Annotated in this window: 33 protein-coding genes, 1 tRNA gene and 1 pseudogene; 12 read left to right on the forward strand and 23 right to left on the reverse strand. The window is 63.6% G+C overall.

What is annotated here, in order from left to right; translation table 11 throughout:
- Positions 1 to 237 precede the first annotated feature (237 nt).
- Positions 238 to 1,038, forward strand: a complete 801-nt coding sequence (locus HWX31_RS32900) for a transporter substrate-binding domain-containing protein (protein ID WP_059753867.1) — start codon at positions 238 to 240, stop codon at positions 1,036 to 1,038.
- A gap of 96 nt (positions 1,039 to 1,134) precedes the next feature.
- On the opposite strand, the gene HWX31_RS32905 is transcribed toward HWX31_RS32900, so the two are convergent.
- From HWX31_RS32905 to HWX31_RS32920, 4 genes are all read right to left on the reverse strand, one after another.
- Complete coding sequence (locus HWX31_RS32905) at positions 1,135 to 1,338, reverse strand: hypothetical protein (RefSeq protein ID WP_174959464.1); 204 nt, start codon at positions 1,336 to 1,338, stop codon at positions 1,135 to 1,137.
- Positions 1,339 to 1,713: 375 nt separating this feature from the next.
- A complete protein-coding gene (locus HWX31_RS32910; RefSeq protein ID WP_174959462.1) occupies positions 1,714 to 1,974 on the reverse strand; it encodes a hypothetical protein in 261 nt (86 codons plus the stop codon).
- Between the two features lie 202 nt (positions 1,975 to 2,176).
- Entirely contained in the window at positions 2,177 to 2,686 is a 510-nt protein-coding gene (locus HWX31_RS32915) for a hypothetical protein (protein ID WP_244143908.1), read from the reverse strand.
- Between the two features lie 28 nt (positions 2,687 to 2,714).
- Positions 2,715 to 2,963, reverse strand: coding sequence for a C40 family peptidase (locus HWX31_RS32920; protein ID WP_244143909.1), 249 nt, complete (start codon positions 2,961 to 2,963; stop codon positions 2,715 to 2,717).
- Positions 2,964 to 3,034: 71 nt separating this feature from the next.
- Here HWX31_RS32920 and HWX31_RS35100 point away from each other — a divergent pair.
- From HWX31_RS35100 to HWX31_RS32970, 10 genes and pseudogenes are all read left to right on the forward strand, one after another.
- A pseudogene (locus HWX31_RS35100) lies at positions 3,035 to 3,190 on the forward strand (helix-turn-helix domain-containing protein); the annotation flags it as partial.
- A 407-nt stretch (positions 3,191 to 3,597) separates the two neighbouring features.
- Positions 3,598 to 4,422 carry a glycosyltransferase family 2 protein gene (locus tag HWX31_RS32930; RefSeq protein WP_059725489.1) on the forward strand — a complete coding sequence of 275 codons (825 nt, stop codon included), beginning with the start codon at positions 3,598 to 3,600 and terminating at the stop codon, positions 4,420 to 4,422.
- Positions 4,423 to 4,537: 115 nt separating this feature from the next.
- Positions 4,538 to 5,401 carry a glycosyltransferase family 17 protein gene (locus HWX31_RS32935; RefSeq protein ID WP_059613597.1) on the forward strand — a complete coding sequence of 288 codons (864 nt, stop codon included), beginning with the start codon at positions 4,538 to 4,540 and terminating at the stop codon, positions 5,399 to 5,401.
- A gap of 82 nt (positions 5,402 to 5,483) precedes the next feature.
- Entirely contained in the window at positions 5,484 to 6,773 is a 1,290-nt protein-coding gene (locus HWX31_RS32940) for an O-antigen ligase family protein (RefSeq protein ID WP_244143910.1), read from the forward strand.
- A 5-nt stretch (positions 6,774 to 6,778) separates the two neighbouring features.
- Positions 6,779 to 7,903: a glycosyltransferase family 9 protein gene (locus HWX31_RS32945; protein ID WP_174959458.1), complete on the forward strand. Its 1,125-nt coding sequence runs from the start codon at positions 6,779 to 6,781 to the stop codon at positions 7,901 to 7,903.
- Between the two features lie 341 nt (positions 7,904 to 8,244).
- A complete protein-coding gene (locus HWX31_RS32950) occupies positions 8,245 to 10,251 on the forward strand; it encodes a cell wall anchor protein (RefSeq protein ID WP_244143911.1) in 2,007 nt (668 codons plus the stop codon).
- Positions 10,252 to 10,530: 279 nt separating this feature from the next.
- A complete protein-coding gene (locus HWX31_RS32955; RefSeq protein ID WP_174959455.1) occupies positions 10,531 to 11,109 on the forward strand; it encodes a hypothetical protein in 579 nt (192 codons plus the stop codon).
- Positions 11,110 to 11,473: 364 nt separating this feature from the next.
- Positions 11,474 to 11,815, forward strand: coding sequence for a helix-turn-helix domain-containing protein (locus tag HWX31_RS32960; protein WP_174959453.1), 342 nt, complete (start codon positions 11,474 to 11,476; stop codon positions 11,813 to 11,815).
- A gap of 73 nt (positions 11,816 to 11,888) precedes the next feature.
- On the forward strand, positions 11,889 to 12,194 hold the full coding sequence (locus HWX31_RS32965; protein WP_174959372.1) for a hypothetical protein: 306 nt from the start codon (positions 11,889 to 11,891) through the stop codon (positions 12,192 to 12,194).
- Between the two features lie 213 nt (positions 12,195 to 12,407).
- Complete coding sequence (locus HWX31_RS32970) at positions 12,408 to 12,689, forward strand: helix-turn-helix domain-containing protein (protein ID WP_174959451.1); 282 nt, start codon at positions 12,408 to 12,410, stop codon at positions 12,687 to 12,689.
- 69 nt (positions 12,690 to 12,758) lie between these two features.
- Here HWX31_RS32970 and HWX31_RS32975 read toward each other — a convergent pair.
- The 7 genes from HWX31_RS32975 to HWX31_RS33005 form a co-directional block, all read right to left on the reverse strand.
- Positions 12,759 to 12,834, reverse strand: a tRNA-Thr gene (locus HWX31_RS32975).
- A 19-nt stretch (positions 12,835 to 12,853) separates the two neighbouring features.
- Positions 12,854 to 13,363, reverse strand: coding sequence for a ClpXP protease specificity-enhancing factor (locus tag HWX31_RS32980; protein WP_059616520.1), 510 nt, complete (start codon positions 13,361 to 13,363; stop codon positions 12,854 to 12,856).
- A gap of 72 nt (positions 13,364 to 13,435) precedes the next feature.
- Complete coding sequence (locus tag HWX31_RS32985) at positions 13,436 to 14,047, reverse strand: glutathione S-transferase N-terminal domain-containing protein (RefSeq protein ID WP_006400565.1); 612 nt, start codon at positions 14,045 to 14,047, stop codon at positions 13,436 to 13,438.
- A gap of 93 nt (positions 14,048 to 14,140) precedes the next feature.
- A complete protein-coding gene (locus HWX31_RS32990) occupies positions 14,141 to 14,899 on the reverse strand; it encodes a cytochrome c1 (protein ID WP_174959449.1) in 759 nt (252 codons plus the stop codon).
- Between the two features lie 21 nt (positions 14,900 to 14,920).
- Positions 14,921 to 16,312, reverse strand: a complete 1,392-nt coding sequence (locus HWX31_RS32995; RefSeq protein ID WP_059614046.1) for a cytochrome b — start codon at positions 16,310 to 16,312, stop codon at positions 14,921 to 14,923.
- A complete protein-coding gene (gene petA / locus HWX31_RS33000; RefSeq protein ID WP_059614048.1) occupies positions 16,312 to 16,932 on the reverse strand; it encodes a ubiquinol-cytochrome c reductase iron-sulfur subunit in 621 nt (206 codons plus the stop codon). The genes HWX31_RS32995 and petA overlap by 1 nt, the downstream gene beginning before the upstream one ends.
- A 218-nt stretch (positions 16,933 to 17,150) precedes the next feature.
- Positions 17,151 to 17,897 (reverse strand): Nif3-like dinuclear metal center hexameric protein, encoded by a 747-nt coding sequence (locus tag HWX31_RS33005; protein WP_174959447.1) that lies wholly within the window; start codon positions 17,895 to 17,897, stop codon positions 17,151 to 17,153.
- 21 nt (positions 17,898 to 17,918) lie between these two features.
- Here HWX31_RS33005 and HWX31_RS33010 point away from each other — a divergent pair, with 21 nt between their 5' ends.
- The gene (locus HWX31_RS33010) at positions 17,919 to 19,124 is read left to right on the forward strand and encodes a Do family serine endopeptidase (protein WP_042582955.1); all 1,206 of its coding nucleotides are present in this window, start codon (positions 17,919 to 17,921) and stop codon (positions 19,122 to 19,124) included.
- 138 nt (positions 19,125 to 19,262) lie between these two features.
- Here the strand turns inward: HWX31_RS33010 and tatC are convergent, their stop codons facing one another.
- From tatC to hisB, 12 genes are all read right to left on the reverse strand, one after another.
- Entirely contained in the window at positions 19,263 to 20,045 is a 783-nt protein-coding gene (gene tatC / locus HWX31_RS33015; RefSeq protein ID WP_059614053.1) for a twin-arginine translocase subunit TatC, read from the reverse strand.
- 41 nt (positions 20,046 to 20,086) lie between these two features.
- The gene (gene tatB / locus HWX31_RS33020; protein ID WP_059614055.1) at positions 20,087 to 20,602 is read right to left on the reverse strand and encodes a Sec-independent protein translocase protein TatB; all 516 of its coding nucleotides are present in this window, start codon (positions 20,600 to 20,602) and stop codon (positions 20,087 to 20,089) included.
- A 26-nt stretch (positions 20,603 to 20,628) separates the two neighbouring features.
- The gene (gene tatA / locus HWX31_RS33025; protein WP_042584484.1) at positions 20,629 to 20,862 is read right to left on the reverse strand and encodes a Sec-independent protein translocase subunit TatA; all 234 of its coding nucleotides are present in this window, start codon (positions 20,860 to 20,862) and stop codon (positions 20,629 to 20,631) included.
- A gap of 90 nt (positions 20,863 to 20,952) precedes the next feature.
- Positions 20,953 to 21,318 carry a histidine triad nucleotide-binding protein gene (locus tag HWX31_RS33030; RefSeq protein WP_010092879.1) on the reverse strand — a complete coding sequence of 122 codons (366 nt, stop codon included), beginning with the start codon at positions 21,316 to 21,318 and terminating at the stop codon, positions 20,953 to 20,955.
- Positions 21,319 to 21,345: 27 nt separating this feature from the next.
- A complete protein-coding gene (locus HWX31_RS33035) occupies positions 21,346 to 21,735 on the reverse strand; it encodes a DUF4870 family protein (RefSeq protein WP_174959445.1) in 390 nt (129 codons plus the stop codon).
- A gap of 72 nt (positions 21,736 to 21,807) precedes the next feature.
- Positions 21,808 to 22,173, reverse strand: a complete 366-nt coding sequence (locus HWX31_RS33040) for a phosphoribosyl-ATP diphosphatase (RefSeq protein WP_010092881.1) — start codon at positions 22,171 to 22,173, stop codon at positions 21,808 to 21,810.
- A complete protein-coding gene (gene hisI / locus HWX31_RS33045) occupies positions 22,170 to 22,583 on the reverse strand; it encodes a phosphoribosyl-AMP cyclohydrolase (protein ID WP_059614059.1) in 414 nt (137 codons plus the stop codon). The genes HWX31_RS33040 and hisI overlap by 4 nt, the downstream gene beginning before the upstream one ends.
- Positions 22,583 to 23,356 (reverse strand): imidazole glycerol phosphate synthase subunit HisF, encoded by a 774-nt coding sequence (gene hisF / locus HWX31_RS33050; RefSeq protein WP_059530105.1) that lies wholly within the window; start codon positions 23,354 to 23,356, stop codon positions 22,583 to 22,585. Before hisF ends, hisI begins: the two co-directional genes overlap by 1 nt.
- 96 nt (positions 23,357 to 23,452) lie before the next feature.
- Complete coding sequence (hisA, locus tag HWX31_RS33055) at positions 23,453 to 24,208, reverse strand: 1-(5-phosphoribosyl)-5-[(5-phosphoribosylamino)methylideneamino]imidazole-4-carboxamide isomerase (RefSeq protein ID WP_059753747.1); 756 nt, start codon at positions 24,206 to 24,208, stop codon at positions 23,453 to 23,455.
- Between the two features lie 163 nt (positions 24,209 to 24,371).
- Complete coding sequence (hisH, locus tag HWX31_RS33060; protein WP_042582950.1) at positions 24,372 to 25,013, reverse strand: imidazole glycerol phosphate synthase subunit HisH; 642 nt, start codon at positions 25,011 to 25,013, stop codon at positions 24,372 to 24,374.
- Entirely contained in the window at positions 25,010 to 25,630 is a 621-nt protein-coding gene (locus HWX31_RS33065; RefSeq protein ID WP_059614063.1) for a YchE family NAAT transporter, read from the reverse strand. The genes hisH and HWX31_RS33065 overlap by 4 nt, the downstream gene beginning before the upstream one ends.
- 68 nt (positions 25,631 to 25,698) lie before the next feature.
- Positions 25,699 to 26,286, reverse strand: coding sequence for an imidazoleglycerol-phosphate dehydratase HisB (hisB, locus tag HWX31_RS33070; protein ID WP_010092887.1), 588 nt, complete (start codon positions 26,284 to 26,286; stop codon positions 25,699 to 25,701).
- Positions 26,287 to 26,340 lie beyond the last annotated feature (54 nt).

Consider the following 26,340-nt stretch of genomic DNA (forward strand, 5'->3'; position numbering starts at 1 on the left):
ATGCGTGTTAAATCAGATAAATGACCTGATTTAACGGAGTCACCCGAACCCGCCCGCCACCCGGACGGTTGCAATCAGGGCCAATTCCGCTACCGGTCGCGTCTGGTTGCGAGTAGTGTCTAGCTACCCGTGTTTTCGGCTGCCGGGCGCCCTGCCGGCCATCCCGGTTGCGCGTCGCGCCCGTCGTCGGCAAGCGGGCGCTGCCGGGCTTTTACAACATCACTCTGGAGATACGCCATGAAACCTTCGAAGTTCCTGCTCTCGGGCCTGCTGCTCGCATCGGCCCTGGGCTTCGCCGCCGTTGCCGCCCACGCGGAGGACCTCCTCGATTCGGTGAAGCAGGCCGGCGTGCTCAGGATCGGTCTGGAAGGCACGTACCCGCCGTTCAACTCGCGCGGCACGTCGGGGCAGCTCGAAGGATTCGACGTCGACGTCGCGAAGGCGGTCGCAGCCAAGCTCGGCGTGAAGACGCAGTTCGTCCCGACCGAATGGAGCGGCATCATCGCGGGCCTGCAGGCCGGCAAGTTCGACGTGATCGTGAACCAGGTCACCATCACGCCGCAGCGCAAGGAAGTCCTCGACTTCAGCCAGCCGTACACGTACTCCGCCGCGCAGCTGATCCAGCGCAAGGACGACAAGCGCGACTTCAAGTCGCTCGAGGATTTCAAGGGCAAGAAGCTCGGCGTGACGCTCGGCACCAACTATGACCAGATGGCGCGGGCCGTGCCCGGCATCGAGGTGCAGACCTATCCGGGCGCGCCGGAGAAGCTGCGCGACCTCGCGGCCGGCCGGATCGAGGCGACCCTCGACGATCGCCTGATGCTGCCTTACATGATCAAGACGTCGGACCTGCCGCTGCGCCCGGGTGCGGTGCTGAACGGCGGCAAGCAGGAAATGGCGATCCCGTTCCGCAAGGGCAACCCGAAGTTCGAGAAGGCGATCAACGACGCGCTGACGTCGCTGAAGCAGGACGGGACGCTGAAGAAGATTTCGATGCACTGGTTCGGCAGCGATGTGACCGTGCCGGTCGCACCGTAATCGGTTACATCGTGCAGCGCGTTCGCCGGCCGGTCGCCCGGTTGGCGTGACGCGCAGCGCCGGCATCGATCCGGCGGTCGATGGCCCTGCTTCGATTCAGGCGGCCTCGTCGAAACGTGCGAGCAATGCCTGCCCGACCGGCGTCAGCGCAGCGCGCGCGGCGGCCGGATGCATACGCACCTGCGTGTCTTCGACCAGACGCTTTTCTACGAGCACGGTAAAGGCCGGGTTAGTCAGATCGACGCTGTCCGGCGCACGTGCAATGCGCAGCAGCAACGAGAATTCATGCGGACTCAGCATGGTCCTTGTCTCCCTGTGTCTCCGGCGGTTCGGCACGAACCGCCTTCGATCATCTTCTCGAATGAAATGGCGCAGGCGCGCGGTTGATGCGCGCGATCCCGCATCGCCACGTGCGGGCACGCGCGTGGCGTCGCCGGCGGTGCGTGCGCGGAACCGTCGCGGTTCCGCCGCATAGCGCGATGCGCTCCGCTCCCTGGAAACGTTCCCGGCCGGCACATCGGACCGGGGCGGCGCGTTTGCAGGATCGACGAGGTCGCCGTCACGAGAACGTCAAACCATATTGGGTCATCGTGACGCGTACGTGACACAAAAAAAGGGGCGCGCAAGCCCCCTCGCCACGCCATGCACGGCGCGTCCCGCGGCGCGATTCGATGTTCAGCGCGTTCGGTCGTCGCCGTCGGATTCTTCCTGCTCGAGGATCGCGAGCACGCGTGCGGCCCTGCCGTGCAGTTCACGTTCGAGCTTGATTTGCTGACGGTCGTCGGCCCTGAGCCACGTGTACGCATCCAGCACTTCGGTGCTGGTCGGGCCGACGTCGAGGATCTGCGCGATGACTTCGTCTTCCATCGGACCGACGATCGCGCGGATCTCGCTTGCCGTGGCCGTGGAGCCTGCGGAATGGTGCGTGACTGACATGATGACGCCCCCATTAAAGACGTGCGCGGCGGGCCGGATATCGGTGCCCGGGGAGACGGGCGATGCATGAGAACGGCCGGCCGCGCTCAGGGCGGCGGCCGGAATCGATGCGCCGCCGCCGTTGCACGACACCGTGTCAGGATACGCTTTTGTGGCGGGAAGAACGGGGCATGCGGATGTCGGGAGATGCGTGACGCACCGCTCAGTTGCAAGCCTCCATCCCGAGCATGCCGGTCTGCAGCGTGACGCGCCCGTGATCCTTGATGAACGACAGACTGAATGCACGGGTGCGCTGACCGTACACGCATTGAGCGCTTTTCTCGTTTCCGGCGAAGTTGAATTCGGACACGCATCGATTCGCGGGAAACGTGGCGGACGTGCGCACCGCATCCGGGTGGTGATCGCGCCCCGGGTAGTACAGGTACGTCGAATCGAGCGCCGTCTTGAACGATCCGTACAGGTCCGGATGCTGGCCAAGGAAGGTAGCAACGGCCCGCGCGCGCGCCGGGCCCTTTGTCGCATGCGCGAGCGACTGCGACAGATCTGCGACGTTGGTATTGAACGAGAAGTCAGGAGCCGCATACGCGGCGAACCCGTCGGGCGACGGGAAGGTCGCCCAGAAATCGCGGTCGAGCTGCTTGACTTCCGCCTGCGTCAGACAGTCCTCCGCAGGCGCACGCGCGAAGGCGGTCGCGCTGCCCAACGCTGACATCGAAAACACGACGGATACGCACCACGTCTTAACGGTCTGCATTTTTCTTCTTTTTGGCAAAGGCAATGTGAAATTCATCGTTGAGATCCTTCGGCGTGCTCGTTTCGAGCTTCACGCCCTTGGCCAACTGCTCCTTCGCGAATTGCAGATAGGTCGCAGGGACAAAGAACCCCTTCAGCTCGGACGGCAACTGCGTGCCGAAATTGATCGCATCGCTCTGGTTCCCACCCAGCAGAATCGGCGCGCCTGTGGCCTGGACCAAGTCGGTCATGTTCATGCGTAACCCGTTGTTGTTTTGATGTCCGGCGACAACCCGCTCTCTCGTGGGGACGGCCGTCCCCGAACTTCATGTTGCCGGCGATTCTAACGGTTTTCGTTGCGCGCGAACTCGTCGCCGCGCGCGTACGTGCCGGATTGACTCAGGAACAGGTCGCCGAAAGGATGCAGACGCCCCGTTCGACCATCGCGCACATGGAGAGTGGACGCACGATGCCGTCGCTGCGCGCCCTGTTCCGCGACGCGAAAACGACGGGAAGTCGTGCCGTGGTACGCATCGAGGCCCGAAATAGTTTGGACTGCCGGTTGATGGCTTCAGGCAAAAGCGACGGTGGGTGGCCGGTGCGCCAACACTCGCTCGCCTGGCTGGCGGCGCAACGTCACCGGACACCGTCGCTGGACGTGCGGAATCTTCGTTTCACGCCTTCTCGAACAGCCAGGAATTCTGTTCATTCCTTACGCGAACAGGAAGTTCGCGTCTCGAGCAAACTCGCCGCCCTTACCTTGCACCGCGGGCGAATGGCCGGTGTTTGCGACGTTGCGCCAGCCGAGTCCGGACGGGTGGTTGTGTATAATTCCGCAACAAAAAACGACTGCCTTGCACCATATTCATCCGCGCACGGGGAAGCGTCCGCATGGACAAAAACAAGTATTCAATTACGTTTGCCTGCTACAACCAGGTGGATTATACCCGTCAGTGTATTGACAGCATGGTCAGGCACGGGACGCCGCTTGATCGTGTCGTCGCTGTCGACAACGCGTCGACCGACTCGACGCGCGAATATCTGCAGACGCTGCCGCTCGGCGGCTACGTCCACAACCGCGACAACCTCGGCTGCGGCGCCGCATGGAACCAGGGGATCCTGCATCAGCAAGCCGAGTGGACGGTGGTGATGAACAACGATGTCCTCGTCTCCGCGAACTGGATCGAAAACCTGATCGGCACGGCGGAGCGGCTTGGCCTGCTCGTCGCGTCGCCGGCCATGATCGAAGGCCCGCTCGACTACGATTTCGATTCGCTCGCAACCGCATGGAGCGACAAGATGCGCGACGTGCAGCGCCCCGGTGCGCGCCACGCAGTCTGCCTGCTTGTGCACCGCAACGTCTGGATGCAGGCCGGCTACTTTCGCGCCACGCCGAGCCTGCTCGGCTATGAAGATACGTTGTTCTTCGACGAGCTGGACAAGGCACGGATTCCGTCCGCGATCGTCGGTGGCGCATGGCTCCATCACTACGGCTCGATCACGCAGACCGCGATGAAGCGCGAGCGCGGGCTCTCCGAGCGAAGCGGCCTCGGCAACCGCACGAACTATCAACTGCTCCGTCAGAGCTGGTTGACGCGCAAGCTGAACAAGATGCGGCGTGTCCGGCAAAACCGCGCGTGGCACGACACGGAGCTCGCACGCTACGGGATGACCGTGCATGGCACCCGCAAGGAGCACGACTTCGAATGGCTTTGACGTGCGCCTGCGCACGCGATTCTTTCCGGTGCGGCGACGTCCGCGCCGCATGCCGGCATCCGGCTATGTACCGGGATTCGGCGCGCTCGAATCCGTGATCTGGAGTGTTTGCTGAATGTCCAATACGACGGCCCCCAAGGTTTACGACTGCTTCTGCTACTTCAACGAAGACATGTTGCTGGAACTCCGGATGGAGATTCTGTGGGATCACGTCGACTATTTCGTCATCGCCGAATCGCGCTACACGCAGGTCGGCGACCCGAAGCCGCTGAACTTCGACATCCGCCGCTTCGAACGCTTCAAGGACAAGATCCGCTATCTCGAGGTCGATCACCTGCCCCCCGGTCCGCCGGACTACTGGAAGAACGAGAATTACCAGCGCAGCTACCTGATCAACGGACTTCACGACGCCAGGCCCGATGACCTGATCCTCGTGTCCGATCTCGACGAGATTCCGCGTCCCGAGTGCATTCGTCTCTACGATCCGAGCCGCTACCTGCGGGCCGACCTTCACCAGTATTGCTACGCGTACTTCCTGAACAACCGGCTGCTCGAGAACGACGGATTCGCGGACTGGATCGGCACGCGGATCACGACCCTTCGTCATCTGAAGCAGTTCTTCAACAACGTCAACGCGGTCCGCTCGTACAAGTCGTCCGGCCTGCTGCGCTCGCTGAAGCGCTCGTGGTTCCGCAAGTATCGCGTGCAGCACGTGCGCGACGCGGGCTGGCATTTCTCATGGGTGACGAGCCCCGAGATGATGATCGTGAAGATGAAGAGCATCGCCGACCAGAAGTTCGTGAAGCCGGAATTCCAGAACCAGCAATTCATCGAGAGCCGGATCCGTTCCGGGAAGGACGTGCTCGACCGACCGCTGCGCTATGCGCCGCAGCCCGTCGAGGCGCCGCAATTCCCGGCCCAGATTACCGGCGCGCGCGACAAGTACGCGACGTGGCTCATCGAGCCGGCCGCGCATTGAGCGCACACTTTCGCCCCGCATGTGCATGCCAGTGCCTTGACATGCCGGCGACGAACGCTTCTCCTCCGATCGACCGATCAAGATGACCAAGTGTATTGCACGTTATGTCGGACATCCCGGCGCTCCCTGGCTCGACGCGTATGTGCTCGCGGCCGCGGCCGCGAGCATCATGGGATTCCTGTCGCTGCGCGGCGTGACCAACGCGAGCCTGCTCCTGCTGCTGGCGCCGACGCTGGCGGCAGCAGGCTCGATCCGGCGCGACGCACGTGAACGCGGCTCGAATTCGGCGCTTTGGTGGATGTGCATCGCGCTCGCGCTGCCGATCATCTCGGTGCTCATCGGGCAAGCGCTGCGCGGCGACTGGATCGCGAAGGCTTACGATGCGCCTTCGCGCATCCTGCTCTCGATCGCCGTGCTGTTCTATTTCCGCTACAAGCGGATTGATTTCGCGCGGCTGATCGGTGTCGTCGCGCCTGTCGCACTGCTGATTCTCGTCGCCCAGGTGAAGCTCGATCCGCGCGCGACAATGGCCTGGGGGGGGCGATTCGCGACCTACTTCGTCGACACCGACATGTTCGGCGTCTATGCGTTCATCCTCGCCATGCTCAGCTTGTTCGGCATCGAACCGGGACAGTCGCGGCCTGCGCGCGCATTGTCGATCGTCGGCGTCGTCGCCGGCCTGTATCTCGTGATCGGCTCGCAGACCCGTACCGCGTACCTGTTGATTCCGGTCGCCGCGGCGCTGTGGCTTTGGCTCAAGCGTCCGTCGATCAGCATCAAGCATTTCGTCGCGCTCGCGGCGCTTGGCATCGCCACGCTCGCGGTCGTCCTGTCCTTGCATGACGACACATCGACGCGGATCGCCAGCATCTACCACGAACTCGACATGTGGCTGAGCGGGTCCAATCGCGACACATCGGGCGGCCTGCGGCTCACGATGTGGCACATGGCGTGGGAGCTGTTCCTGCAAAGCCCCTGGCACGGCTACGGCGACACCGGGTTTCGCGCGTATCTCGGAGAACCCGGGATCACCGCTTTCGCGAGTCAAAGCGCTCGGCTGACCATCTTCGCCGGCCCGCACAACGAACTGCTCGCCAACATGCTGCGCTCCGGCATCGCGGGCGCCGTCGCGGTCGTCGCGCTGTTCGCGGTGCCGATCGCAACGTTCTGGCGTGCACGCCGGTACAGCCCGCGCGTGCGCCTTGCGGCCGACATGGGACTCGCGTTTACGCTCTGCCTGATGCTCGCGGGCATCGCGTTCGAGATGTTTACGCTGAAGTACACGGCAACGTTCAATGGCCTGCTGATCGCCGGTCTCGCGGGTCAGGTGCTCGCCGAGCGGCGACAGTCCGAGGGTCCAGCCGGGCAATGAAAAACATGTTTCGATTGATCGATCGTTGTGTCGCGGAGTCCACCAGGATTCCGTATGAATGGGTTCCGCACGATCCGGCGCGCTATCTCGGCAACACGCCGACACTGAAGATCGCGAAGAAATTCCTGCATCGACGCTTGTCGCTTGCGGCAGGCGGCCAACTGGCGCTTGCTCGGCCGACCTTGCCGCGTGATGCGCGGATCTTGTGGCTGTACACGGGCAAGAGCAATTTCGGCGACGCGACGATGGACATGGCGGGCCGAAGCCTGCTGCGCGGAACAGGCATGAGCATCGATTTGCTGACGCTGCCCAAGCTCCGTCCGCTCTTCGAAGAAGACGACGTATTCTCGAACGTTTTCGACCGGGTCGAAGATGCGCTGAAGCGCGACTACGACGCCATCCTGTTGAACGAATTCAATTTTCCGTCGATCCGGCTGAAGAAGGAGCATTTCAAGCGATTGCCGTTCGCGAGCCTGTTCGGATATTTCTACGGCCCGGACCGCAACCAGACCCAATTCAGCTTTGCCGCGATCAACCACATTTTCGAGCTCGGCCTGACGCCCGCCTATCTGCGCGATATCGCGAAGCCATACCTCCATAGCAACGTGTCGACCGAGCGCAGCGTCGACGCCATCGTGCCCGACACCCGCTACATGTGCATCGCGGTCGGGGGCATCGATCCGCGGCGGACTTACGAACGCTGGACCGAACTGCTGTCGGCGCTCGACGCAGCCACCGACATCGACGTGCCGCCGACCATCGTGCTGCTCGGGGCCCCGAACGGGGCCGACGCTGCCGAAGCAATTTGCAGGCACACCTATGCTCGGTTCGACATACGTTCGTACGTCGGACAGTTGAGCCTGCTGCAGTCGCGCGCGATGGTCGCGCGCAGCGCCGTGTTCGTCGGCTGCGACGGCGGCATGATGCACGTTGCCCACTCGACCGATGTAGGCTCGATCACGCTGTTTGCGCATATCGAGCCGATGCATCTCCGGTTGACGCCAAGCTGCAATTCGATCGGACTTCAAAGTCGCGGCGCAGTCAGCGAAATCGATCCTCCCGAGATTCTCTCGGCGCTTCGGACCAAGTTGGGAAGCGCATCGGGACAACTGTTGACAGACGCGGCCTGATGCCGATTTCACCGACCAGCTTGCGCGGGGATTTATTACACAATCCAGACAATTTCCTGACGTGATTGGCATTTAATAAAGCATTTCCCAATCCAGCAAGACGAAATTCCTGAAGCTTTACTCCAGATGCGAGAAATACGCTCTTCGTTGAAACGCTAACTCTTCAGCAATACGTTCCGGAGCCGATATAGCGCCAAGTGAGCATGTTGCACGCCACCGGTAGTGCGCGAGTTTCTGTCGAGCAAGCGCTACACGTCACGAATAACCGGATGCCAAAACCGGTGCGACAGGTGCTCATTCGGGTTTCGTTCGAAACCCGCCACTTCAACGGGAACAACAAGATGAAGAAGAAAGGCACCTCGGGGATCGCACGGCTCACGCTGTGTGTTGCCGCGACCGCGATGCTCGCAGCATGCGGCGGCGGCGGATCAGGCTCTGGTTCATCCGGCTCGTCCAGCGCGACGGCCGCAAGCTCGATGAGCGGCACGGTCGCAATCGGCAACGCGCTCGTCGGCGCACCGATCACGGTCATCGACGCCACGGGCAAGACGGCTGCGGCGACTTCGGGCAGCAACGGTGCATATAGCGTGTCGATCAGCGGCCTCACGGCGCCGTTCGTGATTACCGCCACCGATCCGTCGGGCGCGTCCGGAACCCTGTATTCGGTCGTTGCCAGCACGGCAACGAACAACGGCGCGCCGGTGACGGCCAACGTCACCCCGCTGACGACCGCAGTCGCTGCCCTTCTCACGTCGAGCGGCAACCCGCTCACGCTGACGCAATCGGGCGGCCTGACGGCCGTCACGCCATCTTCAGTGTCGACGGCAGTCGCCACGCTCGACACGGCGCTCGCCCCGATCCTGGCCGCGAACGGCCTGTCCGCCGCATCGTTCGATCCCGTCGGCGGCATCTTCTCGCCGAACCAGAGCGGCGCAGACGCCGTGATCGATTCGGTCGCAGTAGGCCCGGCGATCAAGGGCACGGGTCTGCAACTCACGAGTCTCGCCGATCCGGACACGGCGATCGCGCTGAATCAGAGCACGACCGTCGCGACGCCGCTGCGTGTCCCGTCGCAGCCCGCGAACTACCTCGCGACGCTCGTCTCGCAACTCGGGCAATGCATGAGCGCGATGCAGGCTTCACCCGGCACGAGCAGCCCGGCGTGTGCATCGGCCATCGACGCGAGCTACCTGAACGACGGCTTCACGAGCTTCGGCACGCGCCACACGTTGTTCACAAAAGGCACGACGCTCCAGGGCGTGAATACCGTCGCGTTCCTGCCGTCCGGCACGCTGCCCGCAATCAGCAACCCGGCCGCGCTCGTGTACTTCCTCATCACCGAGGCTGACGGCACGCCGAACTTCGCAAGCGACATCGTGCAGCAACTGCCCAATGGCACCTGGGACATCATCGGCAACCAGGCGCAATTCGACATCTACATTGCGTCGTTCGTCGGCCGCGTCCAGTTCACCAACGCGGCGGACGCCGGCAACGGCCGTTTCGAATCCGGCCTGAACATCCAGATTCCGGTGGATGTGCCATTCAACGGTACGCGCCAAGCCGTCGGATCGGCGCTGGTGAGCGGCCCCGGGCTGCCGGCGAGCGGCGTCTACATGCTCAGTCCCAATGCCGGCATCGGACCGAATCTGACGTTCCCGCTCAAAGCCGTCACGGCGCCGCCCGCGCGGGCGTCGACCAGCGTGCCGTCCTGGCCGGACGTCGGCATGAGCACGCAGTACAAGTGGTCGTGGGCGTCGCTGTCCGGCGGCGCCAGCGCGTTCGCGCCGACCACGCCGGACTATGCGCCGGCGCCGGTCGACGTCTCGACCATCCGGCAGCACGGGGTGTACACGATCACGCTGTACGACGCCGCCGGTCAGCAGATCGGGATGCCGCAGAAGGTCGTCAACATCGCGCCGAACATGAATGCCGCAGCCGGGGCAACCGTTCCGTGGCAGACGCTCGGCAGCGATGTGATCGCGAACCTGCTGACGGCCGGCGGCCCGGGTACGTCGACCGCGTCGTCTACGACGTTGCCGACGGCCGGCATCGACTGGACGGTGCCGGCTGCCGGCCTGGCCTATCCGAATGCGTGGATTGCGATCAATTCGCAGGGCGCCGCGCAGTTCGTGAACGGCGTCGAGACGTATCAGGCGCAGCCGTATGACGTGATGCGCTGGATCACGCCGACGATCAACGGCACGACGTATTCGAGCACGCTGAGCGGCTTCGTCGATCAGTTGACCTCGACCGCCAACGGCGCCCATGCGGAATCCGCCGTTCAGGTTCAGCTTGGCTGGCAGGCGGGGGGCGATTACTACATCAATACCTGGCAGTACAACAATTGAGCTTGAGGCTGGGCCGTGAACTCCGAATACGTCGGGGGTCGAGGCTCAGTCTGGGGATGTCTGAAGAGGGGTGCCGCGAGGGATGGTGGCACCCCTCTTTTTTGTTTGTGTCGGTCGTAGTGGCCGATTGAGAGAATGTTGGAAGACGTGTGATGCGCCGTTCTGTTGCACTCATCCAGCCCGAGAACGCCGCTCGGCAGCTTCACTCGTGCACGATGGCTTGCGATGCGATTTATCGGGTACGCTCGCAGAGTTTGCCGATGGAGATGGAGTACAGGAATGATGCGAAACCACAATAAAAAAATGCGTTTAAATGGCTTTTCTGAAGTCCATTCGATTCAGGCCCGAACGAAATCTTTGTTGGCAGGTTTGTTTTGCTCCACGGCGTTTGGTTGTAACGTCCAGAGCCAGGCGCCCGCTCCGAACAATGTCACGCCCGCAAGCTCCGGATATAAAACAGAGATCTTCAACCTCGCAGATCCGGCTGGGAACCAATATGGAACGGCAACCGGGCGGGCGGTGTCGGCCGCGTTCGATCACTTTCTGAATCTGTCCGGCCTAGATGTGAAAATGCTCCGAAAGCGTTTGCTGAGTGGACCGGCGACGGAAGGATCACTTTGGAAAGTAGGCGAGTCTCGTGAGTGGCTCTATCAAACTTGCCAAGAGCATCAATGCAACGTCACGAATGTGGCGCTGCTGTATGACGAACAGTCCCACCGCACGGCCGGGCGACTGCTGTATCGCTGCACGCCGCAATGGCTCGGGAACCCAAGCGACGCGGAAAAGGCGCTGATTGAGCGTGCATACCCGATCAGGATTGATGCGGACGACGCCAGGATTTTTTGCAAGAAGCAGTGAGCGATGAGCGGGAATTCACCGGGCCACGACATATCCGCGATATGGGACGCCAAGCGTCCGTTACAGGAACCGGTCTGAGAAAGCGTGAGGCGGGGCGTTGCGAGGGATCGCGGCGCCCCGCCTTTTTGTTTGCGTTGGTCGTCGTGGCTGCGTGACACATCATTCAGTTGAACTCATCTAACCCAAGCATGCCGCTCCGCAACATCACACGCCTTCGGTCCTCGGCGACCCTATGCCGTTCGGCCAATAAAGCATCTCAATAATCAAAGCAATCTATATTGGTTACGGAGCGAGAGACTCGCGCGCAAGAAAGATTGTCACCATTCGTGTCGAAAACGAAGACACTCCACCCTGGATCTGGCATATGGAATTTTCACAGCGTTTGAGACGGCTCCGTACAGCACGCGGGCTTACCCAACTGGATCTGGCCGATGCCGCCAGCGTTTCCGTCTTGCAAATCCGGCACTATGAAGCCGGAAGCGCCTACCCGTCGCTGAATGTGTTTCGTCGAATGGCGATTGCGCTCAGGGTCAGCACTGATGCGATTCTCTTCGGCGCTGATGAACGCGGGCCTGACGACGCCTTGCGGTACCAGTTCGAAGCGATCTCAAGGATGCCGGAACGTGTTCGCGAACTCGCGCGGGAGTTGCTTGATGCGCTGATCGTCAGGAATCAGGTCGCAGAGAAGAGGAAAGGCAAGCAGTAAACGAAGCGCGGGCCGTGAGTGTTGCAGCACTCACGGCCCGCTGACCACCACCAACTCATAGGAGGAGTTGATCATGGCTGACGCCAATCATAAGTCACGTGCAAAGCGCGGGGAACCGGAGACTACACTTCGGTTGCCGCTTCGAAGCTCACCCGACCCGGTCATGTCGTCCGATCGGCCTTGCATGCCGTGGATGGAAGTTATCGACGCGCACTTCAAGCTGTTCGGGTTCGAACCGGGTGGGCACGTGTATCTCTCCATCAATCACGCCAGCAGGAAGATCTCCATCATGCCGGATTACGGGGATCCTCTTGTCAGGGGGCATGTGATGGAAAGCATCCCGAGCAGAGGATTCCAGTTCGATCTTCCGGGGATGTAACTGCCGGGCTGATCGACTGCATCGCGAGTTAGCTTCTCGATGTCACCCGGGGTGAATGGGTTGCGTAATCGATACGGAAACATTGCCCTGGGTGTTCATGAGAATGCATTTGGTTGCCTCATGTGCGCCTGCTAGAGGGAGGCGTGACGAGGGCGCTAGATGCCGCGTCGAGCCATCGGAACGGCCTTCGCCCGGATAAAGGAGGATTGAACGATGATCGAACTTACAACCCTGAAGAAGCGCTTGCTGGCCGATCCGTCTACTCGGGCCGAGTACGACGCACAAGCGTTCGGGATTGCCGTTGCGCACGAACTCGTCGCCGCGCGCGTACGTGCCGGATTGACTCAGGAGCAGGTTGCCGAAAGGATGCAGACGACCCATTCGACCATCGCGCACATGGAGAGTGGCCGCACGATGCCATCGCTGCGCATACTGGCCCGCTACGCTGAAGCGACGGGAAGCCGTGCCGTGGTACGCATCGAGGCCGCCAAGTAGTTTTCCGGCACGGCCGCCACAAATGAGAAAGGGGTTACGAGAAACAATCTCGTAACCCCTTGCTGAATATGGTGCCGGCTGCAGGACTCGAACCCGCCACCTGATGATTACAAATCAACTGCTCTACCAGATGAGCTAAGCCGGCATAAGCAGGAGATTCTACCTCATTTCACGATCTTGAGGCGAGGTCTGCCGCCTTTCGCCCCGTCACCATCGGACGTCGGCGGTTCATCCGCGCCTTCCGACGGCTCTTCGTTCGCGCCGCTGTCGGCCACGGGCGTCAGCCCCGTCGATGCGCCGCGCGGCTCGTCCACGTGTGCTTCGTCGGCGAACTCGCCCGAATCCGGACCATCCTCCGCGACCGCGTCGACCTGGAACGCCATCCCCTGCCCGTTCTCGCGCGCATAGATCGCGAGCACGTTGGCCACCGGAATCTCGAGCTTGTGCGCCTTGCCGGAGAACCGCGCGGTGAACTCGATCCACTCGTTGCCCATCTGCAGCTGGCTCGTCGCCTCGAAGCTGATGTTGAGCACGATCTCGCCATCGCGAACGAACTGGCGCGGCACGCGCGTCGAATTGTCGACCCTCACCGCGATGTGCGGCGTGTAGCCGTTATCGGTGCACCACTCGTACAGCGCGCGCAGCAAATAAGGCTTCGTTGAAATCTCTTGCATCACAATCCTCTAACCGGAGCGGATCACGCGGCCCTCCGCGCGCCCCGCTCCGTCATGCCCTTCGTCATGCCATTAACGACGCATGACCTTTTCGGACGGCGTCAGTGCTTCGATATACGCCGGACGGCTGAAGATCCGTTCCGCATACTTCATCAGCGGCGCCGCATTCTTCGACAGCTCGATGCCGTAGTGATCCAGACGCCACAAGAGCGGCGCGATCGCGACGTCGAGCATCGAGAACTCCTCGCCGAGCATGTACTTGTTCTTCACGAAGATCGGCGCGAGCTGCGTCAGGCGATCGCGGATCGCGAGGCGCGCCTTCTCGTGGTTCTTCTCGGCTGCCTTGCCCTTCTCGTTCTCGAGCGTGCTGACGTGCACGAACAGTTCCTTCTCGAAGTTGAGCAGGAACAGGCGCGCGCGGGCGCGCTGCACCGGGTCGGCCGGCATCAGCTGCGGGTGCGGGAAGCGCTCGTCGATGTACTCGTTGATGATGTTCGATTCGTACAGGATCAGATCGCGCTCGACGAGGATCGGCACCTGGCCGTACGGGTTCATCACCGAAATGTCTTCCGGCTTGTTGAACAGGTCGACGTCGCGAATCTCGAAGTCCATGCCCTTCTCGAACAGCACCAGCCGGCAACGCTGGGAGAACGGGCAAGTTGTGCCGGAATACAGAACCATCATATTTGCGTTTCCTCAAAAAAGCCGAGGGCCAGCGCGCGGAAGAACCCTCCTCCGGGTTCCGCCTTGCGCCGGCCCCACGCCGGTCAGGCGTGATTACTTGATATCTTTCCAGTACGCGGCATTGAGCCGCCAGGCCAGGAAAGTCAGGATGCCGAGGAACACCAGCACCCAGACGCCGAGGCGCTTGCGGGTCTGCTGGGCCGGTTCGGCCATCCATGTCATGTACGCCACCAGGTCGGCCACCGCAGAATCATAATCCACCGGCGACAGCGTCCCGGGGGTCATCTGCTGGAAGCCGACGAGCGCGCGCACCTTCTCGCCCGTCTCCTCGTCCGTCTTTTCTTCGAATTTCGCGATGCGCTGCCCCTGCAATTGCCAGAGCACATGGGGCATGCCGACGTTCTCGAACACCGCGTTGTTCCAGCCGGTCGGCCGCGCATCATCGCGGTAGAAGCTCCGCAGATACGTATAGAGCCAGTCCCGGCCGCGCGCCCGCGCTTCGACCGACAGGTCGGGCGGCGTGACGCCGAGCCAGTTGTTCGCATCTTCGGGCCGCATCGCAACGGACATCGTGTTGCCGACCTTGTCGGTCGTGAACAGGAGATTCTTTTCGATCTCCTTCTGGGATATGCCCAGATCCGTCAGACGGTTGTAGCGCATCAGGTTCGCGCTGTGGCAGTTCAAGCAATAGTTTACAAACAATTGCGCGCCGTGCTGAAGCGAAACGAGATTTTCCGTGTTATCGGGCGCGCGGTCGAGCGGAAAATTGCCCTCCGCGGCCGCCACCGGCGCCGTCAGCAACGCACAGGCGGTCGCCCCGATCAGCGCGAGCATCGAAAGCAGTTTCTTCATGTCGTTCTCTCCTCGCTCACGTTAATGGGGCTTGAAGCGCACCCGCTCCGGCGGCTGCTTGAACGTGCCAAGCGGCGTCCAGACCGGCATGCCGAGGAAGAACGCGAAGTAGATCAGCGCGCACACCTGCGCGATCACCGTCGCGGTCGGTGACGGCGGCCGCGTGCCGAGGAACGCAAGGGTCAGGAATGCGACGACGAAGATCCCGAGGAACACCTTGTGGAACAGCGGGCGATAACGGATCGACTTCACCGGGCTGCGGTCGAGCCACGGCAGGAAGAACAGCGACACCACCGCCGAGCCCATCACGACGACGCCCCAGAACTTCGATTCCGTCAGGTACATGAACACGACGATCGCGGCCGACAGCACCGGCAGCCCGAGCCGCCACTTGCCGCGCGCGCGCAGCAGCGCGAGCACGCCGAGCAGCGCGATCACGATCATCAGCACGATCTTGAACGGGTCGGTGGTCGCGCGCAGCATCGCGTAGAACGCGGTGAAGTACCAGACCGGCGCGATTTCCGGCGGCGTCTGCAGCGGGTTCGCGGGAACGAAGTTGTTCGCCTCGAGGAAGTAGCCGCCCATTTCCGGCGCAAAGAACACGATCAGCGCGAACACGATCAGGAACCCGCACACACCGAAGAAGTCGTGCACCGAGTAGTACGGATGGAACGGAATGCCGTCGAGCGGAATGCCGTTCGCATCCTTCTTTTTCTTGATCTCGATGCCGTCCGGGTTGTTCGACCCCACTTCATGGAGCGCGACGAGGTGCGCGATCACGAGGCCGATCAGCACGAGCGGAATCGCGATCACATGGAATGCGAAGAAACGGTTCAGCGTGACGTCGGACACGACGTAGTCGCCGCGGATCCACAGCGACAGGTCGGGGCCGATGAACGGAATCGCCGAGAACAGGTTCACGATCACCTGCGCGCCCCAGAAGGACATCTGGCCCCACGGCAGCAGATAGCCGAAGAACGCCTCGGCCATCAGGCACAGGAAGATCGCGCAGCCGAAGATCCACACGAGCTCGCGCGGCTTGCGGTACGAGCCGTACATCAGCCCGCGGAACATGTGCAGGTAGACGACGACGAAGAACATCGACGCGCCCGTCGAGTGCATGTACCGGATCAGCCAGCCCCACGGCACTTCGCGCATGATGTACTCGACCGACGCGAACGCGAGCGTCGAGTCGGGCTTGTAGTTCATCGTCAGGAAAATGCCGGTGACGATCTGGTTGACGAGCACGAGCAGCGCGAGCGAGCCGAAGAAGTACCAGAAGTTGAAGTTCTTCGGCGCGTAGTACTCGGTCATATGCTTCTTGAGCATGACCGTCCACGGAAAGCGCGCATCGATCCAGCCGGTGAGACCCGTCGTCGTCGTCGTGACTTCGTTGTGCTCGGTCGTCGCCATTACGCTTCTCCTTTCTCGTCCCTGCCGATCACGAGCGTCGTCGCCGACGTGAACATGTAGGGCGGGACGTCGAGATTCTGCGGCGCCGGCTTGTTCCTGAAGACGCGGCCGGCGAGGTCGTAGGTCGAACCGTGGCACGGGCACAGGAAGCCGCCCGGCCAGTCGTCGGGCAGGTTCGGCTGCGGGCCCGTCTGGAAGCGTTGGGATGGCGTGCAGCCGAGGTGCGTGCACACGGCCATCACGACGAGGATGTTCTTGCGGTCGGCCCGCGAGCGATATTCGTTCGCGCAATAAGCCGGCAACGGCATCGAATAGGGGTTCTTGCTGGTCGGATCGGCGACTTCCTTGTCGGCCTTGGTCACGTCGGCGAGCATCGCGTCGGTGCGGTTCAGCACCCAGACGGGCTTGCCGCGCCACGGCACGGTGAGCATCTCGCCGGGCTTCAGCGCGCCGATATCGACTTCGACCGGCGCGCCGGCCGCTTTCGCTTTCGCCGACGGCGCCAGCGACGCCGCGAACGGGATAACGGTGGCGACGCCTCCCACGCCACTTGCTACGGATGTCGCAATCAGCCAGGTACGGCGGCCGCTGTCGACGCGTTTCTCTTCCTTGTCTCGCATCTCACGCCCCACTTCTGAGTTGGATTTTCCGTCACGACTTTCCATTCCGCCGCTAGTTTGCTCGAATGGAGTCGTCATTTACAAGGCCCGGAAATGAAAATCCATTCGAAGTGGTTGATAGTTAAGGGTTTCCCCCCACCACTCGAGTGAATAATCCAATTCTCTTTTAAGCGTTTGCTACATTGCGTGTTTTCGATGCGCCGCCGCAATCCGGCCGCTCAGACCGGGTTATGGATATCGATAAACAGGTGTTCGAGATCGAATCGCTCGGACAAATGAGCCCCGAGCGCCTGGATTCCGTAGCGTTCGGTTGCATGGTGCCCCGCCGCAACGAACGCGACGCCGCTCTCCGCGGCCGCGTGCGTGACCGGCTCCGACACCTCGCCGGTGAGGAACACGTCGGCGCCGGCGTCGATCGCCGCGTCGAAATAGCTCTGCGCGGCGCCCGTGCACCACGCGATGCGGCGCAGCTGCTGTTCCGGGTCGCCGAGCACGAGCGGCGTGCGGCTGAGGGTGCGCTCGACCTTCGCGACGAAGTGCTCGAGCGTCACCGGCATCGGCAGCGTGGCCATCCAGCCGAGGTCGCCGTCGCCGAAACGCGCTTCGCCGATCAGCCCGAGCTTCGCGCCGAGCTGCGCGTTGTTGCCGAATTCGGGGTGCGCGTCGAGCGGCAGGTGGAACGCGAACAGGTTCAGGTCGTTCGCGAGCAGCAGCTTCAGGCGCCGGTATTTGCGGCCGGTGATCTGCGGCGCCTCGTTGCGCCAGAAGTAGCCGTGATGGACCAGTACCGCATCCGCCCCCCATTCGAGCGCCGCTTCGAGAAACGCCGCCGACGCGGTCACGCCGGTCGCGATCTTCTCGACCTTGCGGCGGCCCTCGACCTGCAGCCCGTTCGGGCAATAGTCCTTGAACCGCGCGGTTTCGAGGGTATTGTTCAAGTACAATTCGAGTTCGATCCGATCCATATAAACCTCTAGTCCATTCAGATGCTTAGACGCTTCTGGCTGTTCTTCGCGCAGGCGGTCACGGTGCTGCTCGCGCTGATGTTCATCGTCGTGACGCTCAAGCCGCAATGGCTGCAACGGCAAGGACAGCTCGGCAAGCAGCTCGCCACGCCGATCGTCGCCCTGCGCGAAGTCGCGCCCGGCATCGGCGGCGCACCTGCGACCACGTCGTACGCCGACGCCGCGCAAAAGGCGATGCCTGCAGTCGTCAACGTGTTCTCCAGCAAGGACGGCTCGCTGCCGCCCGATCCGCGCGCGAAGGATCCGCTGTTCCGCTATTTCTTCGGTGACCGCAACGCCCGCAAGCAGCAGGACGAGCCGGCGGCCAACCTCGGTTCGGGCGTTATCGTGAGCCCGGAAGGTTACATTCTAACGAACCAGCACGTCGTCGACGGCGCCGACCAGATCGAAGTCGCGCTCGCCGACGGCCGCACGGCCACCGCGAAGGTGATCGGCATCGATCCGGAGACCGACCTCGCGGTGCTCAAGATCAACATGACCGACCTGCCGACGATCACGCTCGGCCGCTCCGACCAGTCGCGCGTCGGCGACGTCGTGCTCGCGATCGGCAATCCGTTCGGCGTCGGCCAGACGGTGACGATGGGGATCATCAGCGCGCTCGGCCGCAATCACCTCGGCATCAACACGTTCGAGAACTTCATCCAGACCGACGCGCCGATCAACCCGGGCAACTCCGGCGGCGCGCTCGTCGACGTGAACGGCAACCTGCTCGGCATCAACACGGCGATCTATTCGCGCTCGGGCGGCTCGCTCGGCATCGGCTTCGCCATTCCGGTGTCGACCGCGCGCACCGTGCTCGAGAGCATCATCACGACGGGCTCGGTCACGCGCGGCTGGATCGGCGTCGAGCCGCAGGACGTCACACCGGAGATCGCCGAGTCGTTCGGCCTGCAGCAGAAATCGGGCGCGATCGTCGCGGGCGTGCTGCAGGGCGGCCCGGCCGACAAGGCGGGCATCAAGCCGGGCGACATCCTCGTGTCGGTCAACGGCGAGGAGATCACCGACACGACCAAGCTGCTGAACGTCGTCGCGCAGATCAAGCCGGGCGCGACGGCCAAGGTGCACGTCGTGCGCAAGGGCAAGGAGCTCGACGTGAACGTCATGATCGGCAAGCGCCCGCCGCCGCCGAAGCAGGCGCTCGACGAGCAGGACAGCGACACCGAATGACGCCGTCGCCGGCGCGCCGCCTTTTTTCCGGTTCGCCCGCATAAAAAAATGGCAGCCGACCGGCTGCCATTTTTGCTGGGGAATCGCTGCGCGAGAGGGGAATCGCCCGGTCGGGCTCCGTCACGCTGCCCGAAAGCGTCAGCTCGCGGCCTCGCCGTTCTCGGGCTCGGCTTGCGCCGGCTTCGGCACGAAGAACCGCGCCGCGAGGATCCCGGCCTCGTACAGCACGACGAGCGGCAGCGCGAGCATCAGCTGCGAAAACACGTCCGGCGGCGTGACGACCGCCGCGACGACGAAGGCGCCGACGATCACGTAGGGCCGGATCTCCTTCAGCTTCTTCACGGTCAGCACGCCCATCCGGACGAGCAGCACGACCACGATCGGCACCTCGAACGTCACCCCGAACGCGATGAACATCCCGAGCACGAAGCTCAGGTAATTGTCGATATCGGTCGACATCTCCGCACCGAGCGGCGCGTTGTAGTGCGCCATCACGCGGAAGATCGTCGGGAACACGAGGAAGTACGCGAACGCCATCCCGCACAGGAACAGGACGTAGCTGCTGCCGACGAGCGGCACGACGAGCTTCTTCTCGTGCTGGTACAGCCCCGGCGCGACGAACGCCCAGATCTGGTACAGCACGACCGGCAGCGCGATCACGAGCGCGACGAGCATCGTCACCTTCATCGGCACGAAGAACGAGCCGGTGACATCCGTGACGATCATCCTGCCGCCCTTCGGCAGGTTCTCCATCAGCGGGCGCGCGAGCAGCCGGAAGATGTCCGGCGCCCAGTAGACGAGCCCGAGGAACACGACGATCACGGCGAGCCCCGCACGGATGATGCGATCGCGGAGCTCGACGAGATGGGAGATGAAGGTTTCTTCCGGGCCTTCGTCCGGATTCTGCTGGGGGTCGCTCACACCGGCCCTCGGTTGGATTGACGAGCGAGCATGCGCTCGGCTCAGAAGAAGCGCGTCGGCCGGCGCAGGCTCGCCGGCTGATGGCGCGCAACGCGCGCGGCGCCGGACTGCACGTGCGTGCGGCGCGTGGTGGCGCGCTTGTACCAGACGGGCGTCGCCGCCTGCTTGACCCGCCAGTTACGGCGCTTCGGCGCCGACGCGGCGGTGCCGCCGAGCCACGACGATGCGGACGGCGAGCCGGAGCCGTCGACCGTTTCGGTCGCGCCGCCGACCGCCGAATTCCACGCGGCGTTCAGGTCCTGCTCGTGCTCGCGCAGGTTGTCGTGAATCGTGGTCTCGACATTGCGCGCGGCGGTCTCGAAATCGCTTTTCATCGTCCGCAGCGCGTCGAGCTCGATCTCGCGCGAGACCTCGGCCTTCACGTCGTTGATGTAGCGCTGCGCGCGGCCGAACAGCGCGCCCGCCGTGCGTGCGACACGCGGCAGGCGCTCGGGGCCGAGCACCACGAGCGCGACGACGCCGATCAGCGCCATCTTCGAAAGACCGAGATCCAGCATGGAGAATGCCCGTCAGCGTGCCGGCGTCACGCCTTGTTCGAATCGGAACGCGTCGTTTCCTTCGCGTTGACGTCCACCGAGCCCGAACGCGGCAGTTGCTGCGCGTCGGCCGAAGGTGCGTCGGCGTCCTTCATGCCGTCCTTGAACCCCTTCACGGCGCTGCCAAGATCGTTGCCGATGTTGCGCAGCTTCTTCGTGCCGAAAACCAGCGCGACGATCAGCAGCACGATCAGCCAGTGCCAAATGCTCAATCCACCCATGATGAAACTCTCCTCAACCACGCCGCTTGCGGCGCAAATCGCCGGCGCTGCGCCGGCGTCGACCATCGACGCGGGAAACGCCCCGCGCCGTCAACCCATCCGGTGCCAGGGGCGCGGGCCCGCCAGGATATGCGCGTGCAGGTGGTACACCTCCTGCCCGCCGCCGGGGCCCGTATTGATCACCGTGCGAAAACCGGTTTCGCCGCCGTGATAGGCCACGCCGAGCTGCTCGGCCAGGCGGGCGACGAGCACCAGCATTCTACCAAGCAGCGGCGCGTCCTCTTCCCCGGCCGACGACAGCGTCGGCAGGTGCTTGCGCGGAATCACGAGCACGTGCGTCTCGGCCGCCGGGCGGATGTCGCGGAACGCGACGAACTCTTCATCCTCGTGCACCTTCGTGCTCGGAATCTCGCCTGCCGCGATCTTGCAGAACAGGCAATTCGGATCGTGACTCATGTTGCTCCTGAGGTGCGCGCCGCGGTGTCAGAACCACGCCTGCGGATCGAGCGCCTTGTTGTCGTTCAAATACAGCCAGCCCTTGATGATACGGTACAGCGTCCAGATCCAGACCGCTCCCAGCACCAGAAAACCGATGCCGACGAACAGCAGCGCGAAGCCGATCACGTACGCGATCAGCGCGCGCCAGAACGTGCGGATCTGCCATTCGAAATGATCCGCGTACGGCGTCCCGGCCGTGTCGTCGCGCTTCACGTAGTTGATGATGATCGCGATGAGACCCGTGATGCCGCCCGTCAGCCAGTGCACGGCATAGAGCCCGTACAGCACGTGAGTCAGCGTGCGCAACCCGTTCAGGCGCTCGCTTTCCGCGCCGCCCGGAACCGACGGCGGGAACTGGCTTGGCGTATCCGTCATGATGCTACCCCCGTTCGATGACAATTCTTACAGTTTGCCACGATATGGCGGCCGGCCGCGCGACGATGCGTGTCAGCCGCCGTTTTCCTCGCGCTCGCGACGCTTGCGCAGCGCCTTTTCCTCGATGCCGGACATCCCTTCGCGACGCTCGAGCTCGGCGATCACGTCGGCCGGGCTCAGGTCGAAATGGGACAGCATCACGAGGCAATGGAACCACAGGTCCGCCACCTCGCCGACGAGCGCCGTCGGCGCGCCGCCCTGGCGCACGTCCTTCGCGGCGAGCACGACTTCGGTCGCCTCCTCGCCGATCTTCTTCAGCACCGCGTCGTCGCCCTTGTGGAACAGGCGCGATACATACGATTGATCGGGATCGCCGCCCTTGCGGCTGTCGATCACGGCCGCGAGGCGCAGCAGCGTGTCTTCGGTCGTTTGCGTCATTTGTAGATGTGTTCGGGGTCTTTCAGCACCGGCTCGACCGCGACCCAGTCGCCGCCATCGACGGTGCCTTCGAATTTCTGGAAGAAGCACGAATGCCGGCCGGTGTGGCAGGCGATGCCCGACACCTGCTCGACTTTCAGCAGCACGACGTCCTCGTCGCAATCGAGGCGCACCTCATGCACGTGCTGCACGTGGCCCGACTCCTCGCCCTTGAACCACAGGCGCTTGCGCGAGCGCGAATAATAGACCGCGCGCCGCGTTTCGATCGTTTTCGCCAACGCCTCGCGGTTCATCCACGCGAACATCAGCACGTCGTTGGTCGACGCTTCCTGCGCGATCACCGGCACGAGGCCGTTGTCGTCCCAGCGGACCTTGTCGAGCCACGCCGGCATTGCGTTATCCGTGCTCATCACAACCTCACCGGAATGCCCTGGCCGGCCATGAAGCGCTTCGCCTCGCCGACCGTGTGTTCGCCGTAGTGGAAGATGCTCGCCGCGAGCACCGCATCCGCGCGGCCTTCCTTGATGCCGTCCGCCAGGTGCTGCAGCGAGCCGACGCCGCCCGACGCGATCACCGGCACCGGCACCGCGTCCGACACGCCGCGCGTGAGCGCGAGGTCGAAGCCCGACTTCGTGCCGTCGCGATCCATGCTCGTCAGCAGGATCTCGCCCGCGCCGAGCTCGGCCATCCTGCGCGCCCACTCGATCGCGTCGAGCCCGGTACCCTTGCGGCCGCCGTGCGTGAACACTTCCCAGCGCGGCGTCTCGCCGTCGGCAGACACGCGCTTCGCGTCGATCGCGACGACGATGCATTGCGAGCCGTACTTGTCGGCCGCGTCGCGCACGAGCTGCGGGTTCGCGACCGCGGACGAGTTCATGCTGACCTTGTCCGCGCCCGCGTTCAGCAGGCGCCGGACGTCCTCGACGGCGCGCACGCCGCCGCCGACCGTCAGCGGGATGAAGACCTGCGACGCGACCGCCTCGATGATCGGCAGGATCAGGTCGCGCTGGTCGGACGTCGCTGTGATGTCGAGGAACGTCAGTTCGTCGGCGCCCTGCTCGTCGTAGCGGCGGGCGATCTCGACGGGATCGCCCGCGTCGCGCAGTTCGACGAAGTTGACGCCCTTGACGACGCGCCCGGCGGTAACGTCCAGGCAGGGAATGATGCGTTTAGCTAGAGCCATGATGTGCGCCAAGTGCCGCAAATAGGGGCGGCCGCGAGCGGCCGCCCGGTCAGGGCCGCCCGGCGGGCAGCCCCGGCAAGGGTGACGACGGCCGGATCAGGCGTTGTCGAGCTCGCCGTTCAGTTCGTCCGCGCGCTTCTGCGCGGCCGCGAAGTCGAGATCGCCGGAGTAGATCGCACGGCCGCAGATCACGCCTTCGACGCCGTGCTCTTCCACTTCGCACAGCTTCTCGATGTCGTTGAGGTTCGACAGGCCGCCGCTCGCGATCACCGGAATGCCGACCGCCTGCGCGAGCTTCACGGTCGCCTCAATGTTGATGCCCTGCAGCATGCCGTCGCGGCCGATGTCCGTGTAGACGATCGATTCGACGCCGTAGTCCTCGAACTTCTGCGCGAGGTCGATCACCTCGTGCCCCGTCAGCTTGCTCCAGCCGTCGGTCGCGACCTTGCCGTCCTTCGCGTCGAGGCCGACGATGATGCTGCCCGCGAACGCGCTGCACGCGTCCTGCAGGAAGCCCGGGTCCTTCACGGCCGCGGTGCCGATGATCACGTAGGACAGGCCCGCGTCGAGGTACTTCTCGATCGTCTCGAGGCTGCGGATGCCGCCGCCGAGCTGCACGGGAATTTCGTCGCCGACTTCTTCGAGGATCGCCTCGATCGCCTCGAGATTCTTAGGCTTGCCGGCGAACGCGCCGTTCAGGTCGACGAGATGGAGCCGTCGGGCGCCGAGGTCGACCCACTTGCGGGCCATCGCCGCGGGGTCCTCGGAGAAAATCGTAGCCTGGTCCATATCGCCTTGTTTGAGGCGCACGCATTGACCGTCTTTGAGATCGATGGCCGGAATCAGCAACATAGCAATCGGTTGTCGTCTGGGAAAAGGGAAGAAATCCGGCGCACACCGGCCGATCCGGTGCCGCGTCGTCTCGCTAGTTTAGTACAACTCGTTCGGCGCTTTGGCGGGCGAGCCCCGTGCGACGGGCGTTTCCCGCCCGCCGACTGTGGTTCGCGCGCCACGTTTACGGTTTCCAGTGTACGAAGTTGCGATACAGACGCAACCCGACTTCCGCGCTTTTCTCGGGGTGGAATTGGGTCGCGAAGAGATTATCCCGCGCGACCGCGGACGTAAACGGCGCACCGTAGACCGTTTCGCCGACCGTATGCGCCGGGTTGTCCGGCACCACGTAATAGCTGTGCACGAAGTAGAAATAGGCGTCGTCCGGCACGCCGTCCCACAACGGGTGCGGCTGCGACTGGCGCACGCGGTTCCAGCCCATCTGCGGCACCTTGAAGCGCGAGCCGTCGTCCTGCAGCTGGCCTGCGAGATCGAAACGCACGACCTTGCCCGGCAGCAGGCCGAGGCCGTTCGTGTCGCCTTCGGCGCTCCAGTCGAACAGCATCTGCTCGCCGACGCACACGCCGAGCAGCGGCTTCGTGCGCGACGCCTCGATCACTGCCTCCTGCAGACCCGATTCGCCGAGGCAGCGCATGCAGTCCGGCATCGCGCCCTGGCCGGGCAGCACGACGCGGTCGGCCGCGCGGATCGCGGCCGGCGTGTCGACGATCGCCACGTCGGCGGCCGGTTCGGCCTTCATCAGCGCCTGCGCGACCGAGCGCAGGTTGCCCATCCCATAATCCACAATCGCAATCGAAGTTTTCATCTCAGTGCAGGCAGTAGCGCCCTCAGTCCGTTGACGATGAATTCCACCGCCAGCGCCGACAGCATCAGTCCCATCAGCCGCGTGGCGATGTTGATGCCGGTGCGGCCGATCCAGTTCGCGATCGGCTCGGCGAGCCGCATCGCGACGAAACACAGGCAGGCGAGGATCGCGCCGATCGCGACGAGCCCCACCCGGTCATACCAGTGACGCGAGTTCGCCGCATAGATGATCACCGTGCTGATCGAGCCGGGGCCCGTCAGCAGCGGGATCGCGAGCGGCACCACCGCGATGTTGTCCTTCTGCTCGGCTTCGTGGCGCTCCTCCGGCGTCGAGCGGGTGTTGCCGGCCTGCGCGTTCAGCATGCTGATCGCCATCAGCAGCATGATGATCCCGCCGCCCACCTCCAGCGAGCCGACCGAAATGCCGAAGAAGTCGATGATCTGCTGGCCGAGCAGCGTCGTCACCGTGATCACGCAGAACACCGACACCGACGCGATCCGGATCGTGTGGCGCCGCTCGTCGTCCGTCTGCTGCGCAGTCAGGCTCAGGAAAAACGGCACCGCGCCGACCGGATTGATCAGCGCGAGCAGCGAAATGAACGATTTGAGCAGATCCATCGCAAGCCGGCGCGACGCGCCGAAGCCGTGAGGTTGTCTTGTCCGTGCGTCCGTTCAGAAGGCGGGGTTCAGAGGCTGCCCTTCGTCGACGGGACCTGCCCCGCCGCGCGTTCGTCGAGCTCCGCCGCCATCCGCAGCGCACGGCCGAAGGCCTTGAACACCGTCTCGAGCTGGTGGTGCGCGTTGATCCCGCGCAGGTTGTCGACGTGCAGCGTCACGCCCGCATGGTTCACGAAGCCGCGGAAGAATTCGATCGACAGGTCGACGTCGAAGGTGCCGATCCGCGCGCGCGTGAACGGCACGTGGAATTCGAGGCCCGGACGGCCCGAGAAGTCGATCACGACGCGCGACAGCGCCTCGTCGAGCGGCACGTACGAATGGCCGTAGCGGCGGATGCCCTTCTTGTCGCCGATCGCCTTCGCGACCGCCTGGCCGAGCGTGATGCCGACGTCCTCGACCGTATGGTGATCGTCGATATGCGTGTCGCCATGCGCCTCGACCTCGAGATCGACCAGACCGTGTCGAGCGATCTGGTCGAGCATATGGTCGAGGAACGGCACGCCGGTCGCGAGCTTCTGCTGGCCGGTGCCGTCGAGGTTGAGCTTCACACGGATCTGCGTTTCGCTGGTATTGCGAACGACTTCCGCCACACGCATGGCAATTCCTTGACTGAGTCGATGTAAATGGGGATTGATCGTATCGCGCCGCGG

Origin of the sequence: Burkholderia ubonensis, assembly GCF_902833085.1 — a bacterium.
Lineage (GTDB): Bacteria > Pseudomonadota > Gammaproteobacteria > Burkholderiales > Burkholderiaceae > Burkholderia > Burkholderia ubonensis.